17 protein-coding genes are annotated in these 17493 nt (G+C 47.1%); 7 read left to right on the top strand and 10 right to left on the bottom strand.

Translation table 11 applies throughout. The features are described from left to right. Positions 1 to 1211 precede the first annotated feature (1211 nt). From BC343_RS20685 to BC343_RS20675, 3 genes are all read left to right on the top strand, one after another. Positions 1212 to 3770 (top strand): BamA/TamA family outer membrane protein, encoded by a 2559-nt coding sequence (locus BC343_RS20685; RefSeq protein ID WP_078349712.1) that lies wholly within the window; start codon positions 1212 to 1214, stop codon positions 3768 to 3770. Between the two features lie 405 nt (positions 3771 to 4175). Continuing rightward, positions 4176 to 5162: a DUF2167 domain-containing protein gene (locus BC343_RS20680; RefSeq protein WP_078349711.1), complete on the top strand. Its 987-nt coding sequence runs from the start codon at positions 4176 to 4178 to the stop codon at positions 5160 to 5162. Positions 5163 to 5289: 127 nt separating this feature from the next. Beyond that, positions 5290 to 5892: a DUF1684 domain-containing protein gene (locus BC343_RS20675; protein ID WP_078350094.1), complete on the top strand. Its 603-nt coding sequence runs from the start codon at positions 5290 to 5292 to the stop codon at positions 5890 to 5892. A gap of 340 nt (positions 5893 to 6232) precedes the next feature. Here the strand turns inward: BC343_RS20675 and BC343_RS20670 are convergent, their stop codons facing one another. Then, positions 6233 to 6982 carry a hypothetical protein gene (locus tag BC343_RS20670; protein WP_078349710.1) on the bottom strand — a complete coding sequence of 250 codons (750 nt, stop codon included), beginning with the start codon at positions 6980 to 6982 and terminating at the stop codon, positions 6233 to 6235. A 125-nt stretch (positions 6983 to 7107) separates the two neighbouring features. Here BC343_RS20670 and BC343_RS20665 point away from each other — a divergent pair, with 125 nt between their 5' ends. The 3 genes from BC343_RS20665 to BC343_RS20650 all read left to right on the top strand — a co-directional run bounded on the left by BC343_RS20665 (position 7108) and on the right by BC343_RS20650 (position 9726). Then, positions 7108 to 7617: a hypothetical protein gene (locus BC343_RS20665; protein ID WP_078349709.1), complete on the top strand. Its 510-nt coding sequence runs from the start codon at positions 7108 to 7110 to the stop codon at positions 7615 to 7617. 773 nt (positions 7618 to 8390) lie between these two features. Further along, complete coding sequence (locus BC343_RS20655; RefSeq protein ID WP_078349707.1) at positions 8391 to 9401, top strand: hypothetical protein; 1011 nt, start codon at positions 8391 to 8393, stop codon at positions 9399 to 9401. 145 nt (positions 9402 to 9546) lie between these two features. After that, complete coding sequence (locus BC343_RS20650) at positions 9547 to 9726, top strand: hypothetical protein (protein ID WP_078349706.1); 180 nt, start codon at positions 9547 to 9549, stop codon at positions 9724 to 9726. Between the two features lie 281 nt (positions 9727 to 10007). Here the strand turns inward: BC343_RS20650 and BC343_RS31655 are convergent, their stop codons facing one another. From BC343_RS31655 to BC343_RS31420, 3 genes are read right to left on the bottom strand one after another with little or no spacing between them, the layout of a single operon-like run. Continuing rightward, a complete protein-coding gene (locus BC343_RS31655) occupies positions 10008 to 10340 on the bottom strand; it encodes a hypothetical protein (protein ID WP_238381821.1) in 333 nt (110 codons plus the stop codon). Positions 10341 to 10391: 51 nt separating this feature from the next. Further along, on the bottom strand, positions 10392 to 10640 hold the full coding sequence (locus tag BC343_RS31650) for a hypothetical protein (RefSeq protein WP_238381820.1): 249 nt from the start codon (positions 10638 to 10640) through the stop codon (positions 10392 to 10394). 9 nt (positions 10641 to 10649) lie between these two features. Further along, positions 10650 to 10823, bottom strand: a complete 174-nt coding sequence (locus tag BC343_RS31420; RefSeq protein WP_202909833.1) for a hypothetical protein — start codon at positions 10821 to 10823, stop codon at positions 10650 to 10652. 346 nt (positions 10824 to 11169) lie between these two features. Here BC343_RS31420 and BC343_RS20640 point away from each other — a divergent pair, with 346 nt between their 5' ends. Then, positions 11170 to 12144, top strand: a complete 975-nt coding sequence (locus BC343_RS20640) for a DUF2971 domain-containing protein (RefSeq protein ID WP_078349705.1) — start codon at positions 11170 to 11172, stop codon at positions 12142 to 12144. A 30-nt stretch (positions 12145 to 12174) separates the two neighbouring features. Here the strand turns inward: BC343_RS20640 and BC343_RS20635 are convergent, their stop codons facing one another. From BC343_RS20635 to BC343_RS20610, 6 genes are all read right to left on the bottom strand, one after another. Next, positions 12175 to 12663, bottom strand: coding sequence for a hypothetical protein (locus tag BC343_RS20635; protein ID WP_078349704.1), 489 nt, complete (start codon positions 12661 to 12663; stop codon positions 12175 to 12177). 610 nt (positions 12664 to 13273) lie between these two features. After that, positions 13274 to 14752, bottom strand: coding sequence for an RtcB family protein (locus BC343_RS20630; RefSeq protein WP_078349703.1), 1479 nt, complete (start codon positions 14750 to 14752; stop codon positions 13274 to 13276). Between the two features lie 78 nt (positions 14753 to 14830). After that, positions 14831 to 15493 (bottom strand): response regulator, encoded by a 663-nt coding sequence (locus tag BC343_RS20625; protein WP_078349702.1) that lies wholly within the window; start codon positions 15491 to 15493, stop codon positions 14831 to 14833. Continuing rightward, positions 15486 to 16268 (bottom strand): sensor histidine kinase, encoded by a 783-nt coding sequence (locus BC343_RS20620; RefSeq protein ID WP_078349701.1) that lies wholly within the window; start codon positions 16266 to 16268, stop codon positions 15486 to 15488. The genes BC343_RS20625 and BC343_RS20620 overlap by 8 nt, the downstream gene beginning before the upstream one ends. Then, positions 16232 to 16903, bottom strand: a complete 672-nt coding sequence (locus BC343_RS20615; protein WP_078349700.1) for a hypothetical protein — start codon at positions 16901 to 16903, stop codon at positions 16232 to 16234. The genes BC343_RS20620 and BC343_RS20615 overlap by 37 nt, the downstream gene beginning before the upstream one ends. Beyond that, entirely contained in the window at positions 16903 to 17358 is a 456-nt protein-coding gene (locus BC343_RS20610) for a hypothetical protein (RefSeq protein ID WP_078349699.1), read from the bottom strand. The genes BC343_RS20615 and BC343_RS20610 overlap by 1 nt, the downstream gene beginning before the upstream one ends. Between the last annotated feature and the right edge of the window lie 135 nt (positions 17359 to 17493).

The raw sequence follows: 17493 nt of genomic DNA, 5'->3' as shown, positions 1-17493 counted from the left end.
TTTGTTGATACAAAGGTTCATACCCACTGCGCAACCTATTTGCGTAGTGAAAAATAATTTGAAAAAAAGTTGATTATGTGGGTGGTTAAGGGGTGAATGGTTGGTGATGTGGCTAATTTTTGAAGCGTTTTTAGCCGATTTGTCATTGCGAGGAGCGGCGGTAAGGGGGAGTGCGGCGCGACGTGGCAATCTCAGAGGACAGGTAGCCACAGTGCAATTCGTCTGAACCATGATTCGCTTGATTTGAGGATTATCCGATTGATGGTTTTAGATTCCCTCCCACGGGGTCCAAAGGACTCCTATGGAGGAGGGGGGCGGTAGGGCATGTGCGCAAAGGCGGGGAGGGGTAGCGGTCGAGATGTATTACCGTTGCGGATTCGCGTTTCTTACGTCTCCGAAATAACCTTGTACTTAACTAAAAGCATCCGCTCGCTCATTCGCCGCGAGAGGGCTCGTTACTTTTTCTTGATAAAAAGTAACCAAAAATCAAGGCAGCAGAAATGCTTCTTTGCCGCACCGCCCTCCGCTGCAAACCGCGCAGAACCACGGGCTGGGAAAATTTGCCCTTTGCTGCGCCACTCACGCCCCTCGCTTCAGCAAACATTCCCTATGCCCTTGCAGCCGCACCGCCCACCACGTTCTGCCCGCTCTCGCCCGAAGCTTCCCTGCTGCCGTTGGGTAATATGAAGAACCTGTACCACTGTAACACCCGTCCTGAGTGATACACACGTTACGCCCTGTTACTCCACTGGTCCAAGTTTAGCGCAGCGTAACTTGGACCTAAAACTTTAAAAGCTTCCAGCTTGTCGCCGCAAGAAGAATTCTTGCGCAGTTATAGGTCGAAGTTTTTAAACTTCAACCAGGGTATCGTTACACCCCAAACCCGCGTTAACTAAACCCGATAGCAGCGGAAAGCCCGCTTCTACCAGCGGCTTGCAGCGGATAGCGGGACTGGCGGAACACTAATGCTTCTGCCTTTGCTTTACATATTTTTTGCACCGATTCCACCGATTTAAATGATTTCACCGATTATAAACCGTCGATTTTACTGATTAACAGATGCCGTTGATTGATTTTGCATCGGAAAATCCCAAAATCAAGCGAATCATGGTTCAGATACATTTTCCGTAACAAATTCATACCTTTAACAAGCTTGCCGAACAATTGCGACAGGCACGTGTTTACCATCTACTTAAAGCCCCCCTTTATACATGATGCCCAAGCGGTTACTCATTACCTTATTTGCCGTAGCGCTATCGCGGGTTGTGCTTGCGCAGCAAGCCCCCGTGCCCGATAGCATCACCATTGCCATTAATACCAAATTTGATAAAGCGGGCAAGGTTAAACGCGCTTTGCTGGGCACCAATTACCGCAGGGTATGGGCGCAGGCGGTGCGGATGCCGATATTCCATATTACACAGGAGAAGGGCGGCTTGAAGATAACCGGCGTAGGTGGGGGTAACCAAACTACATCGTTACAAATGAAAGACTCTGCGGGGCGCGAGTGGGTGCTGCGCTCGGCTAATAAAACTACCTCGCGCGACCAGCCCAAGATATACAAGAACACCCTGGTGGAGGCTTTGATGCTTGATGCGGGCTCTATCGGGCACCCCTGGAGCGCCCTTGCTGTGCCGCCCATGGCAGATGCGCTGGGCATAAAGCATACTAACCCGCGCATGGTTTACCTGCCCGATGACCCTGCCCTGGGCAAATACCGCGAGCAGTTTGCCAATGCGGTTTACTTGTTCGAGGAACATGGTCCGCCTGATGCCTCGAAAGACTACAAGACCGAAAAGGTGCAGGACCGTTTGGAGAAGAATAACGATAACAAGGTTGACCAGCGCCTGATACTGCGCGCCCGTATTTTGGATATGATAATGGGCGACTGGGACCGCCACGGCGGGCAATGGAAGTGGACCAAAAACAACGACAGCACCAAAGCCGTACTGTACGACCCTACCCCCGGCGACCGCGACAAGGTTTTTTATACTACGGGTGGCGCCATTTTCAGCGTGATGGCTTTAGCCAAGCCCAACCTGCAAGCCTATACCGACCATATACGCCGTGTTGACCTGTGGAACTACAACACCGTAACCTTCGACCTGTATTTTTTGAACGAACTGGATAAGGAGGATTGGGAGCACGAAATTGCCTACGTGCAAAGTAAACTTACCGATAGCCTGGTTACCCGCGCCGTAAAGCTGATGCCCGCCAATGTATACGCCGTAAGCGGCGAGCACATACTAAAAACCTTTTTTAAACGCCGCGATAATGCCCGCAAGTTTGTGATGCGCTACTACCACTTTTTGGCTAAGATAGTAGATATACACGGCAGCGATAAGCCCGAGCACTTCGGCATACATACCCAAAAAGATGGCGACGTAAAAATAACCATCAACAACATTAAAAAGGATGGCAGCGTAGGCAGAGAACTGTATAAACGCACCTTTAAGCAGCACGAAACCAATGATATACGCCTGTATGGCTTAGAGGGGCAAAACACCTGGGAGGTTACGGGCGATGCCAAAACCGATATAAAGGTGCGCATGATAGGCGGCACCGATACCGATAGCTACCATGTAGATACCACCCTGCACAACCGCAAAAACCTGTATGTGTATGATGTTCGCGGTCCGGGTAATGCGCTGCCTGCCGGTAGCGAGGTGCACCTGAAACTGCGTAACGATACCTCGATAAACCAGTACCGCCGCCCCGAGAACCGCTACACCACTTACAGCCCCCTTGGCGGCATTGGCTACAGTACCGAGGATGGCTTGCAACTGGTAGCCGGTATTGGGCTTACGCAATACAGTTTTAGGAAAGACCCTTACCGCAACCACCAGGAACTGAAGATAAACTACACGCTAAGCAAGCAATCGTTCCTGGTGAACTACACGGGTATTTTTAAAAGCGTATGGGGCAAAAACACCGACCTGCTGGTGAACGTTAGCGAACGCGGTCCGCGTAATACCAATAACTTTTTTGGGCTGGGCAACGTGGGCGAATACCTGGACGATAAGGAGTTTTACTACTACCGCAACCGGTACGATTATGCCGTTACCGACGTTCGGCTGGCGCACCGCGTAAACAATTGGGTGCTCAGCGGCGGCTCGCTCACCGAGTTCTACACCTCATCGCGCAACCACAACCAGGACCACTTTTTTAAACAATACGACCAACTGCACCCCGAAGAGCGCCTCTTCGACGCCAAGCTGTACACAGGCGTAATTGGCGGAGCGGTATACGATAGCCGCAACAGCCAGCGCTTCCCCAGCCGTGGCGTTACCTGGCGCAACACCCTTACCGGGCTAACGGGCATCAACGTAAACGACCACGCCAGCGCCAGCATCATCAGCACCTTCAGCTTTTTTATACCTATAAAAGATTCTACCATAGTACTCGCCAACCGTACCGGCGCAGGGCATATCTTCGGGAACGGCGAGTTCTTCCAGATGATGAACCTTGGCGGCTTAACCCTGCAGGGCTTCCACACCAGCCGCTTTATAGGGCACACCATGGCATACAATAACCTGGAGCTGCGCGCCAAACTGTTCGATTTTAATGCCTACGTGCTGGCATCATCGTTCGGGTTGGTAGCCTTTAACGATGCCGGCAGAGTATGGCTAAAAGGCGAACACAGCAACACCCTGCACGATACCTACGGCGGCGGCATCTTCCTCACCCCCTACAACGCCTTCCTCCTCCAAGCCGTATTAGGCAAAAGTACCGATGGGTATTTGAGCTATATAACGGTAGGGTTTAGGTTTTAGGAAGGCAAAAGAATATCGAATGATGAACACCGAATAATGAATTTCGAAGGGCTTTTCACTTCATTATTCTACATTGGGCGTTCAGTGTTCGATATTAATTCTTCTATTTTTCTGAACCCTGATTCGTGGGATTTTGGGACTCTCCGATGCATAATCAAAGCGAATCAGAGAATCCTTCCATCATGCGCATCATGGTTCAGAAAATTAGTAAAGCAAAGGCAGAAGCATTTAGGTCCCGACAGCCCCGCTATACGCTGCAAGCCGCTGGTAGAAGCGGGCTTTCCGCTGCTATCGGGTTTAGTTAACACGGGCTGGTGCTGCTGTTGTTTTTCTTCCGGACTTTCCGACTTCGGACTTTCGGACAAAAAAAACTCTTATCTTTAATCCGTAAAACAACCTTATTGCATGAAAAAACTCTACGCCCTCATTGCCTTCATCGGCATTTTTAGTACAACTACGTTCGCACAGGAAACCGATAGCACGGCAATAAAAGTAGCCGCTGCCGAAAAAGCCTTCACTTACCAGCATGGTGCCATAAAAATTGGCAACGGCATAGCCACCGTTAATGTACCCGCAGGTTTTAAATACCTCGATTCGGTACAGGCGCTGCGCGTACTTACCGATATTTGGGGCAACCCTAAAACCGAGAACATGACGCTGGGCTTCCTGCTGCCCGAGAAACAGGGCATTTTGGCTACCGGTGGCTATGTATTCAACATACAATACGAGGCTATTGGTTATGTAAAGGATGACGATGCTAAAGATGTTGACTACGACGAAATGATAGCCAACATGAAAAAGGAAGCCAAAGAAGAAAGCGTTGAACGCCAGAAACAAGGTTACCCTGTTATTGATATTGTAGGCTGGGCAGCCAAACCCTATTACGACGAGGATAAACACGTGCTGCACTGGGCAAAAGAGATAAAATTTGGTACCGATAGCGTGAACACCCTCAACTACAACGTGCGCGTATTAGGGCGCAAAGGGGTGCTGGTGCTTAACGCCATTGCCACCATGAACGAGATAAAACCCGTAGAAGCCGATATGCCCAAAATGCTTACCTCGGTTACCTTTACCGATGGCAACAAATACACCAACTTCGATTCGGGCATTGATAAAGTAGCCGCCTGGACGATCGGCGGCTTGGTAGCCGGAAAGGTATTAGCCAAGGTAGGTTTCTTTGCCCTGGCGCTAAAATTTTGGAAGCTTATAGGTATAGGCTTGGTGGCAGCGTTTACAGCCGTTAAGAAATTCTTCACCGGCAAAAAAGGCGAAGAACCTGTTGCCCCTGCCGAAGAGGAAAAAGAACCCGTAGCTGCCTTTGAAGAGCTGAACGCAGAAAACAAGCCCGAGGAAGATAAAAAAGACGAGGAAGAAAAACCGTTGGCGTAGTATTAAGCCGAAAGTATTAAGTTTAAAGTCTGAAGTCCAAAGTCCAAAGTCGAACGGTTGAGGCATTACTACTCCCCACTTTGAACTTAAGGCTTCGGGCTTAAGGCTTACTATAATGATTAATAATATGAAATACCTATTAATACTCCTGCTATTCACCTCAACCACCACCTTTGCCCAAAACCATGCGGCGCAAATAGCCGCTTTTCGCGATAAGTACAAGGCAGACTTTTTAGAAGACAGCCGCTCGCCCCTAAAAAAGGACGATCTGCCTTACCTGCGCTTTTACGATGCCGACAGTACCTACCGCGTACAGGCAAAAGCCGAATTGGTTAATGCGTCCTCGGCATTCATTATGCCTGTTTTTGCCGGCACAGGCAGCGAGTATGTTAAATATGCCACCCTCACCATGCAGTTGCAGGGCGCGCCGGTAACACTAACAGTTTACCGCAATACACGCCTTGCTAAAGTGCCCGGCTATACCGATTACCTTTTTCTGCCCTTTACCGACGATACTAACGGCAAAGAAACCTACGGCGGCGGGCGCTACATCGACCTCCGCGAAGCCGACTTTAAAAACGGTGAGGTTACTATCGATTTCAACAAAGCCTACAACCCATACTGTGCCTTCGCCGGCGGCTACTCGTGCCCCAAACCACCCGACGAGAACCACCTGCAATTAGCCATAGCCGCAGGCGAGAAAAAATACGGGAAAGAAGTAGGGCATTAAGCATTAGAAGCGGCGTACGATTCCCTCCCACGTGGGAGGGGTGTTGCTGGCATGCGCGCAAAGGCAGGGAGGGGTCGCGGTCGAAATGCTGTGAGGCTTTGCAAGGGCGTTAACCCCTTCCTACACCTTCCCCAAGGAAGGAATCGCACATAGCCCCTGCTTTTCAATCGTGCTTTTCTTATTCCCCTCCCACGTGGGAGGGGGGCGACTGGCATGCGCGTAAAGGCAGGGAGGGGTCGCGGTCGAAATGCTGTGAGGCTTTGCATGGGCGTTAACCCCTTCCTACACCTTCCCCAAGGAAGGAATCGCACGGAGCCCCCGCTTTTCAATTGTGCGCTAATTACTTCCGCTCAAAACCATTCACCCCCAGCCTCACCTGCCGCATATCAATAGCATAATTATTTTTGGTAGCCTGCCATACATTCTGCTGAAAGGCAGCCAGCCGGTTACTCTTAATTGCCGATTGCCAGCCCGCCTGCTGAATTACAAATTGAAGCTTCATTTCTTCGCCGGTTTGGGCAGCCATGCCGGGTGCGGTTAGTTTAGCGCTGCTTTGCAGTTTGGGCTTAAACTGCGCCTGCACGCCGCTTACCTGCGTTACGTTAACGGGTCGGTTGCCTTGCAGGTTATTCACTATCAGGTAGCTTAAAATAAGGTTGGCAACCACGGCATCGCCGGCATCGTTCGCCTTTAGCCCAAAGCTGCCTGCAATGTTTTGGTAAACCGAGGAGTAATCTGCCTTGCCGGGTGCAAATGCCTGGCTAACGGCTTTGCTCAATGCGGGGTTTGTGGCTTTTGTCCGTTCGGCATAGCTTGCTACGGTTTGCTGCCTTAAAGCCGCTGTTGGGGTATAAAGCAGGCTGCCTGTTTTGCTGCTAACTGCTGCTTTTTTGCCTGTTTTGGTAACGGGGTACTTCTTGCTCGGGAAATCGAACACATAAAAATCTCGTGCCGTTGCTTCGCCGCTCATGGCAGTAGCCGAGTTCTCGAATATCATATCGGTAGATTGCGCCCGGGCACGCTCTGGCGGCAACAGCAGCCCAACACATAATGCTGCTATAGTTATCTGCAGAAAGGTTTTATTGAACATACAGCTTTTATTGATGAAACCATATTGTAGATACAACCTTGCGGGGCGGGATATGTTTGGGGCGAAATGCCGGCCTTGCATATCCTAACGAAAATTGCGTATCTATGTATTCCTAAACACTCGCAATGAAATTCTTCCCATACGAAAGGTTCAATATTATCACCCCGCTAAGTCCCGAAGAGGTACACCAGCGCTTGCTGGAAGAAATTAAGCCGCCTACCGAGTTGAGTTTTAAAGAATTGTTCAAAGGCAAATCGCATCACTATTTTAGGGGTGTTGCATGGCCCACCGCTTTCGAGGTAGAACCACAGATATCGGGCAGGAATTCTTTTGTGCCGAAAATAACAGGCAAAACAGAGTTTTACCTAAACGGGAGCAGCATATACGTTACCATGGCTTTAAAAACCCCGGTATTAGTATTTATGTGTGCCTGGTTGGGTATGGTCTGCTTTGCGTTTATAACCATTTTGTTAGCCGTTGTAAAACAAGGCGGACCGTTAACGCCCTTGGTTATCCCGCTGATCATGTTTTGTTTCGGGTATGGGATGGCGTTGTTCGGCTTCAAAAGTAAAAGTGGCGATGCACGCGAAAAACTGGTACGTATGTTCGATGGGAACCTGGAGGTTTTGAAGTAAGGTTATTGTTTTCTTGTATTTTACCCCGTTATATAACCGAAGGCTGTACGAGTTCGAATCTCGTTCAGGGGTAATTAGTCTATTACTATCGTTGTATCAAGTACCTCGGTTCGATGCTTAATAATACTATCGATATTGTTATTAATAAATGTGCTATCGTATAGGTAATTATTGCCATAGCGTTTAGCACTACCCTGTGAAATAGGGTACTCGTGACTAACACGCACACCACCGGCCATCAACCTAACCTAACATCTTTCCTTTTTCTGCCGCAATTCAATGCATCATGAGCAAACAGAATCCCAATTGCAAGCATAATAACCGCTACTACAAAGCCGAACATCCACAAAAATGCCGTAAGGTTGATCATTACGCGATAGCTAAAAAGTATATACAGAATTAGCATAACAATTTTTAGTGAAACCAACGCAATAAGCGAGAGGAATAGTTTTTTCTTTTTTAGGGGAGACATGGTTATACGGTTATACAAGTAATACGGTTAGATGTGCTCTATTGCTACAGGGCCATGAGTTTTATTCACATAAATAGCTATGGTTCCATAGGCTAACTTTTAACTTTTTCAGAACTGGGCTGTAACGCCTGTATCACTCCCCAAAAGTGTTACAGCGTTACAGGTTCTTCTCCGCGAACCTCCGCGTAACCTCGTTACCTCCGCGGTTTAAAAACTCTTTAGCCTATAAATAAACCATTGGTTAATCTTAATGATAATTTAATATCTTTTGGTTAATTTGCCTGCACTAACACCATCTTACATGAAAAAACAATTTATTAGCAGCTACTTATTGTGGGCAGTATGCCTTCTATTTTCGGTAAACGCGCAAGCCCAATTCGGTGGGCTGGGCAAAAAACTCTTAGACAAAGGCACCGAAATGGTGGGCAGCGGCGGGCTCAACAAAATACTGAAACAGCCGCAAGCCATAAGCACCAGCTTTCAGGATGTAGATAAAAATGGTTCTAAACCACCCTCGTTTATGGATGGGCAAACCGCACAACCGCTTTACCTGCTGCCCAAAACACCCACCGGTGCCTACAAACTTTGCGAAGGCTACTACGAAATGACCAACAAAAGCTACTGCCTGCATGCCGGTACCCGCGGACCCAGCAAAGGCGATGGCTACATGCTTGCCCCCGTGCTGGGCCCCAAAAAGGAAGTAGTAATACTGATACTTAAAAGCGCCGAAAGCCACCCCAACGTTGCCCAGCGCAGCATACAGGTGTTGCTTTGGGCCATAATAGCCCGCACCCGCTTTGTTGATATGGGTACCGATATTAAGCTTACCGCCAGCACCCTGCTTACCCCGCAGCAATTGCTGATGCTGGAGGGCGGCGCCCTGGGCGTATTGCCTGCCAACGTAATGGATAAAGCCAAAGGCGAACTGCCGCCCGCCGTACAAGCCGTTTTTGAGGCAGAGAACAACATCCGCAGGCTGGCGGCATCGGGCTCGGCATCGTACGAGGAAATGGAGAAATACGCCATGCTTGCCGGCTTAGCCCCCCAGCCGGATCCGGAAGTGCCCTCGGGCATTTGGAGCCTGCACCCCGATGGTTACTACATCCGCTTTATACCCAGCAGCTACTCGGTAACCAAAACGCAGATATACGTACCCAAAGAACTCATAGCCACCAAACCCGACCTGGTGTACGATGGGCCCAACGGCATAGCCTGCCCCGCCAACGTAGGTTCGCAGCGCCTCGCCCAAACCAACGAGCCACTAAACCCCAACTATAACCAAAAACTAAAAACGGTTTGCTACAGTAAGTAAACCGCTAAACCGCCTAATCTGTGCTTCCTTCCCTTCTCCACGGGTAGGGGCACAGTTGGCTGGCGGAAAGGAGTGGCGGACAGGCTTTAAAGCAATTCTTGCGCACTAATTTGAATCAACGTATCTTTATAAAAATGGGACGGTGATGGAATTGAAGTCAATTAAGAAATACGAAACTTTTGAGGAGTTAAAAGCCGACAAGCAACCTGTAACTAATTATGAGGAGAGTATAAAGAACCATAAGGCGTTTGAGGAATTCATTATGCTTCTCAGGGCTAATATTGTGACCATGGGTGGCGACGATGGTGCAAAAACTGAGAAGTGAGACGAATGGAGAAATTCTCGTTTTGCCTTCACTAAGCTATAGATAGTTTTGAGCAACTCCTCTGCACTATGTCATTGCGAGCCGCAGAGGGGAAAGGCACGTGCGAAAGGGCGGCGTGGCAATCTCATCATGGCGGTTTTCAGTAAAGCAAAGGCAGAAGCATTAATGTACCCATAGCCCCGCTATCCACTCCAAGCCGCTGGTAGAAGCGGGCTTTCCGCTACTATCGGGTTTAGGTGACGCGGGCTTGTGCTGTAGCGCTGTTAGAAATTTACCGGCGCTTATGGAAAAGCAACTTCATCCCGCGGGATAAAAAAGCCTTTAATACAGTTCATATTGCGGATGCAGATTTGAATATGGCTCTTGCGTTCGATTCCCGCACCGGCAAAAGCAGGCCCGCCTTCTGTAAATACACCTCGGGTAGAATCAAATATTTTATAGTCGCTGTAACCTTTGGTGACAATGTCTTGCTTAAACTGCTTTTCAATAGCTTCGTGCATAAACTGAATTGCAGAACAATCAAGCTTCCTGATCAATTTATCTTTGTGCTTATCATCTTTAGCGTCAATGTTCACAGGCAGCTTCATTCCCGCAATAGCGTATTCCTCTTCCATAACATTGTAATAGGCAGCAACAATGCCGGTGAATTTCGAGTCAAGAAAATCTCAGCAATGCCCCAATTGCAAAATTGCGCCAATTACAGCGGGTTTTTTAACCGAGCCGTCAATAACCCTTGCCTCAGCCCATTCCATGGCGCGGGTATAGTTATTTTCCCAAAAATACATTCCATGCCCAAGCCAATCGTAAGGTTTGGTGCTAATTTCTATTTGGTTAGGATGATTGATAAGCTTGTTCCGCACGTCGAGGTCGCCACCGTGGAAACCAATAATAGTATTGGGTCGAACGTCGTACACGTAGTTAGGTTATTTGTTAACAACCTCTTCCAACTCCGCATAAGGCTGGGTGAATTTTCCTTTTTTGGTAAGGATGCCGGCTTCGTTGAGAGATAGTATCGCATCTTTCTTAGACATCGAACGCGCCGATTCCAGCCTCGCCGCAGCAAGTTCCGTCAGTTTTTCTATGTCTTTATTGCTCATCTGTTTTACTATATATCAAATATACAATTATTGTTTGGAAAATAAACATGGCTATACATAGACATAGCTATGGGGTGAGTCCTCTTCATATTTTCTACTACCCTGGTTGAAGTTTAAAACGTCGGACTAAAACAGAGCAAGAATTCTTCTTGCGGTGACAAGCTGAAATCTTTTAAAGTTTTAGGTGTAAGTTACGCTGCGCTAAACTTGGACCAGTGAGGGGGGGAATTCTTCGTTCACCTTATCGTTGGAATACTTGCCATCAGTAATTATTAACATCAATTCAATAGAAAAGATTATTTTGCAGAATAAGAAATCTAATCACCATTGATGATCTAAAAGTTATATGCTTCAAAACAACCTTAGAGAGCAGTATTTCCAACAGCTTAAAAAAGACAGGCAAGATAGTACAGCTTTAAAGAATATTAAACTCCAGTTACTGGATATTTCACAAAAGCCGTTTCATATGTATAAATATTGCGGCATTGACACAGCTTTAAAAATTTTGAGTTCAAAATACGTTAAGCTGCAACCTCCAGATAACTTTAATGATCCATTTGATTGCCTATCAAGTATTGGAGCATGGAATCGCGAAACTCATTTTTCTCCCAGTCACAAAGAATTATTGTTCGTTAAGGAATTAATGCGGCGACTCCCCAAGAAATTTCAGCTACCCTATACAATAATTAGTGATTTAAGAGCATCATACTATTTCGCTATTTCTTGCTTTACGACAGATTATAAAAATGCTCTTATGTGGGCACACTATGCAAGTAATCATAAAGCCGTGTGTTTAGAATTTAATATAGAAGACTTTTTGGATCAGATTCATCCATGCTTTTACGTTAAGCAAATGCCCACAGCGAATTGGCAAATGGACAATACTTATTTGGCCTTAATAAAAGACGAAGCTTGGTCGTACGAAGTTGAATGGCGATATATTAACCGAACGATAAGGCCAAAAATGAGATTGTTTGGAAGCTCCTCTTACCAAATATATAATCAAATTCATATGTCAAAAAACTTCAATAGCGGAGATGCAGAAGAGTGGGATAAAATAAATTCTGAAATTCACAAAGAATTAGAAGGGATCTATAACGAAGAATGCATGCTAAGAATCATGCCAACGCGAATTTTCTTAGGATTAAACTTTGGTGACAACTACAATAACGCTTCTACAGCTGAAACTATAGATAAAATTGAGTTTATCGCGAGACAAAATGACATCCCTACCCATAGAATGCGAGCCGAACACAATAGTTTCAATTTAACAGATACTGTGATTGGTAATTTCCACGATTTGAATAATCCTTTCTCATAATATCCTCCCCCCCAAAGTAGATAATTATAATTATTTCCTTTTTTGCCATTCCCAATCTCCTTCTCTGATACCATGCAATGTTTTAGAATGCCCAATCCATTTCCCTTTCATTTTGGTTGCGTCGATAATCAGAAGATGAAATGCTCCAAAATATCCAATCGGATCATTCAAATCAAACCATTCACCCACGAACGAATCGTTTACGACTTTTCCAAAAACCCCATAAGTCTTTCCGTTTGCAATAAATTCAGCATAGCAGTACTTATCAAACTGCTTAACTGTGGGGTGGCTATGTCTTTGAACTTTCTCCTTAAAATTGTCGGAAGTATTTAAGCTCCAGTTTTCTTCCCACTTTCCATTTATTTTTAAAGGTTTGGTCCTGAAATAATTTCTAAGGGGCAACCAAAAAAAATACTTAACTATAAACTTTGCCAAATTGAAATCCAACAAAATTTTGATTACAAACACAATCAAAAAAACCAACGAACCATTCAATATGGCATTCCAATCTATTTTCATTTATTAACACGTATTTAAATACAATGCTCTATATTTTCTAGGCAATTTACAATCTATATCAATTTATTTTCTATATTAATATAGATTGCTGGACACTATAATCGGCTGCAAATATACCACATCGTCGACTACCACGCGTGTACATATTCCCTTGCACTAGTATGCAGCTCCCCTCTGGCGAGAGTATGCAGCGCAGGGCAAGACCTGGTGTACTCGTGCCCAACCAAAAGCGCAGATTGCCACGCCGCCTAATTGCACCAACCCTCCCCGCTGCGGCTCGCAATGACAGGGTGGTGAGTGTAACACGCGTAACAAGTGTACACATACTGTGGAGTGTTACACGTTACAATACTGTGGCTACCTGTCCTCTGAGATTGCCACGCCACCCCACCACACAATCTTTCCCGCTGCGGTTCGCAATGACAAGGTGGTGAAGCGTAACAGATGTAACCAGTGTACACATACCATAGAGTGTTACAACATTACAAACCCGATAACATCACGACCGCGACCCCTCCCTGCCTTTGCGCACATGCCCTGCCGCAGCCCTCCCACGTGGGAGGGAATTGAAAAGTTCTGCTCCCCCTTCCGGGGGCTGGGGGGCTTCGCTTCAATCCTCCGGCTTTTCCTTCGCATCTGCCATCCTTACTATCCTTGGGTTAAAGGTTGCCAGCACTTCTACCAGATCCTGCTGGGCTGCCATTACGGTATGGATGTTTTTGTATGCCATTGGGGCTTCGTCCATATCGCTGCCTATTAGGGTGATGCGTTTTTCTATTAGGTTGGCGGCAATGGCGGCTTTGTCCAGCGTTTTAAAGGCTGCGCTTCGGCTCATTAAACGCCCTGCGCCGTGGCTTGCCGAGTTAATGCTGGCGGCGTCGCCTTTACCGCGCACTACAAAGCCCGGGGTGCTCATGCTGCCGGGGATAATACCCAGCACGCCTTCGCCGGCTGGCGTTGCGCCTTTACGGTGAACCATTACAGGCGTACCATCGGCAAGTTGTTCCTGCCAGGCAAAGTTGTGGTGGTTCTCTATCATCATTACCGGCTGGCGGTTCAGCGCACGGGCAATTTTGTTGTGTATCTCGTGGTGGTTGGCGCTGGCGTATTCGCCGGCAAGGTTCATGGCTATCCAGTATTCCTGCCCTTCGTCCTTATCAAGGTCGAGCCACGCCAGGTGTTTGGCTTCGGCAGGTAGTTTGGTTTTCTCCATAGCTATTTTGCTATAGTGCGCTGCCACGCTACCCCCAAACCCGCGCGACCCCGAGTGCGAAAGCAGCGCGAGGTAGTTACCCGCAGGTATGCCCTCCAAAGCGCCATCGGCAAGGGTAAGTTCGCCCCACTCTACAAAGTGGTTGCCTGTACCGCTGGTACCCAGCTGCGCAAAGGCTTTATCGCGCAGGTTACGTATCACATTGGTTTCGCCCCATGCCTTGCTATCGAACAACGAGTCGTCGAAGTGCGTGGCGCTGGTACCGCCAATACCAAAGTGGGTATTGTTCAGCAGCAGGCTTTTCAGCAGGCTGGTTTCAAAGTCAATCATATTAGCGGGCATATCAAAAATGCTCAGGCACATTCGGCAGGCAATATCAACCCCTACCGCGTAGGGGATAATGGTATTAGCTGTGGTAGCCAGCACGCCGCCAATAGGCAAGCCGTAGCCCTGGTGCGCATCGGGCATTAGCGCACCGGCAACCGCAACGGGTAACTGTATGGCGGTTTTCATCTGCGCCAGCGCGCCAACTTCAATATGCTCCAGCCCGAACACCGGGAAAGTGGCGATATCCTCTTTCAGCTTAAATACGTTGTTTTCCTGTTTTACGAATTTGCCTTCCTTACGCAGATTGATCACGGTTTCGGCAAGGTTTACAAACTTACCGCCCTGTTTTAGGGCGTAGGGGGTAGGGTCGTCTATCAGCGCGGCAAGGTTTGCCAATATGGTTGGCTTATCCATTACGGCGTGTTTTAATAAGCCATTGGCTACGCGGCTAAAGGCTGCCAGCAGTTCGTTATCGTTTATACCCAGGGCTTTCAGCTCGTTGTTGCTTACTTTTAGCCCGGTGTTGTTGGCGTGTGTTTCCTCTTTCATACTACAAAGGAATATACGAACTACGCAGCCTTTCTGCGCAGTAAAAAATAAAATAAAAAAGTTTTAAGGCGGATATTGTTATACAGTTACCAAGCCGTTCTTTACGGCGTACATAGCCAGCCCAACGCGGGTTTTAAGGTTAAGCTTTTCGCAGAGGGTATCGCGGTAGCCCTCTACGGTGCGCACGCTTACAAACAGTTTATCGGCAATTTCTTTGTAGGTAAGCTCGGTACATGCCAGTTTCAGGAACTCGGTTTCGCGCTCGCTTAGTTTGGCAAATACGCCAACTTTATTTTGCGGCTCGGTAAGCTGGTGTACCGAGCGGAGTATTTTGTGTGATATGTGCTCGTTATAGAAATAGCCGCGGCTCATTACCTCGCCAAAGGCAACGCGCAGTTCGGCGGGTTCGGCATCTTTTAGTACGTAGCCGCGGGCACCTTCGCGTATCATTTTTATAATGGCGGCTTCGGCATCCATGGTGCTCAGGGCAATTACGTTTACGGCGGGGTGGTTATCGCGAAGCCAGGCGGTGGTTTGGTAGCCATCCATTAGGGGCATGTTAATATCCATCAGCACAATATCGGGCATGGTGCCGGGGTTTAGGCGAGCAATAAGTTCTTCGCCGTTGGCGGCATCAAATATCACGCTGCAATTGGGGAACAGGTTGATGAGTACTGTAAGGCTTTTACGGAAAAGCGCATGGTCATCAACAATAGCAATTTTTAGTTTATTTTCAGGCATAAGGTGTTCTGATGGTAATAGTTGTCCCTTTGTTCACTTGGCTGTCTATATGTACATTACCGTTTATGGCAGTAGCCCTTTTAAATATATTTTTAAGCCCTATGCCGAAGCCCGCGCCATCGGCAGGCATATCGGTGTTAAAGCCAATTCCGTCGTCGGTTATTTGTATTTCCAAAAAGTCGGGCTGGTAGGCAAAGTTTACGCTTGCCATGGTAGCTGCCGAGTGTTTAATAATGTTTTGCAGGCACTCCTGTATCATGCGGAAGATGATGAGCTTTTTGCCATCCTGCAGGGCTTGCTCGTCGCCGCTGTTGGCTACCGAAACCTTCACCAAGCCGGTTTGGTTTATGCGTTGCGATTCGTGCGCGGTAATATCGGGCAGGCTTGCCAGTTTAATGCGTTCGGAGTTGAGGCTTTTGGCAATGTCGCGCAGGTCGGTCATGGCTTTTTTAACGCTTTCTTTAGCGTCGGCAAGCAACAGTCTGTCGAGGCTTTCCTGCTGATCGATAATGTTGAGCTGCACGTTTAACAGGCTGAGGGTTTGCCCCACGTTATCGTGTATCTCCATGCTTATCACATTGAAGCTTTGTTCCTGTATCTCCAGTTGCGACCTCAGCAGCTGTTCGTTAAACATGGCTGTCATAATCTCTTTCTCTTTAATATAACGGTTGCTCTTTCGCCGTTGCCAAAAAAGCATAAACAGCAAAAAAGCCATCAAAACCATAAGCAACAGTGTGGTTAGGGCAATGGCGGAAATAATTTGGCTTTTATCCATAGGGGAGTAGGCATGAAAGCAATGGTGAAAAAACTATATTGTATAAAGCTCAAAATAACTACAAGCAGGGCATATTTGTCGCCCTTGGGGTCGAGGTTATTAGCGACTATAAAATCGAAAAATGCGATGTATATGAAATCGCCGATAACACCCGCCATAATGCCGGTAGTTATCCAAAACATGGGTATGGTAAAAAAATTAATGCGCTCTTCTGCGGTTAATAATTCACTTAGGTACAGCAAACAGCAGCAAAGTGTTGCTAATTCGCCAATAGTTCCGGCTTCCGAATCGAACTTGAAAAGCGAGCCCGCGAACAGTATCCTGAAAAAATAAATGAGCACAAATGCCGAAAGCAGCACAATAGCACAGCGTTTGAGCCATTTTTTTTGAAGGATGCTGAAAAAAATACCCATGTAGGCGCTATAGACTACAAGTGTTTGAATATTGAAGATAAAGTGGTTGCTTTTATGGGTATATTTTGAATAGTAAAAGCCAGCCAACTGTATCAGGAACGATGCCAGCAGCAACCAGGTAAAAAACCGGAGCACTTTAGGCTCCAGTTTTTTATATTTTAATATCGAGAGTAGCAGCGCCACCAGCATAGGGATGGAGCCGATGATAACTTCGGATAGCATTAGGGAATATGTATGTAATCCGTTTTTTCAATTGGGCAACGTGGAGGGCATAATGGTATGCGGTCATCGCCCCTGTTTGTGAAAATCGTAGTGTTATCAGGGTCTTCGGTTAGGGTAGGGTCCAAAAGGTCCTTGCTGTATTTGTACGTTGGGTTCTTTTGATCCATTGTGTCTTTGGTTGCAACAAATATCGCTGTATTTAAACCTGCGTAACCATAGCCAGCACCGTTATCATGTCGTCCAAAATAAATACGTATTCCAGTTGCGTCGGGATTGCCGGCAATAAGGGCGTTAATCTCTTTAAGGCTTACCCAGCCTGATGTGGCGTCATCAGGAGCCGAGGCGTTGTACTGTTGTACCAATTTAACGATGGTGCTATGAACGGTGGGAACAACAGGATCTAAATCAACATTGACTTCGATGCCTTCTACTTTTGTTTCGGGTTTTTCTGACATAGTTTTAATTGTAATTAAGGGTTTTCTAAATATAATGCTTTATTATAATACTTCTACAAGTTGTAATTAAATAAGCAATTAATAAGTGGATTTGCCCCTAATTAAACTACCGTATTTTTACGGTACGGCAATGCG

Origin of the sequence: Mucilaginibacter pedocola (assembly GCF_002013915.1) — a bacterium.
GTDB classification, from domain to species: Bacteria; Bacteroidota; Bacteroidia; order Sphingobacteriales; family Sphingobacteriaceae; genus Mucilaginibacter; species Mucilaginibacter pedocola.
This window is presented reverse-complemented; position numbering and strand designations above follow the sequence as displayed.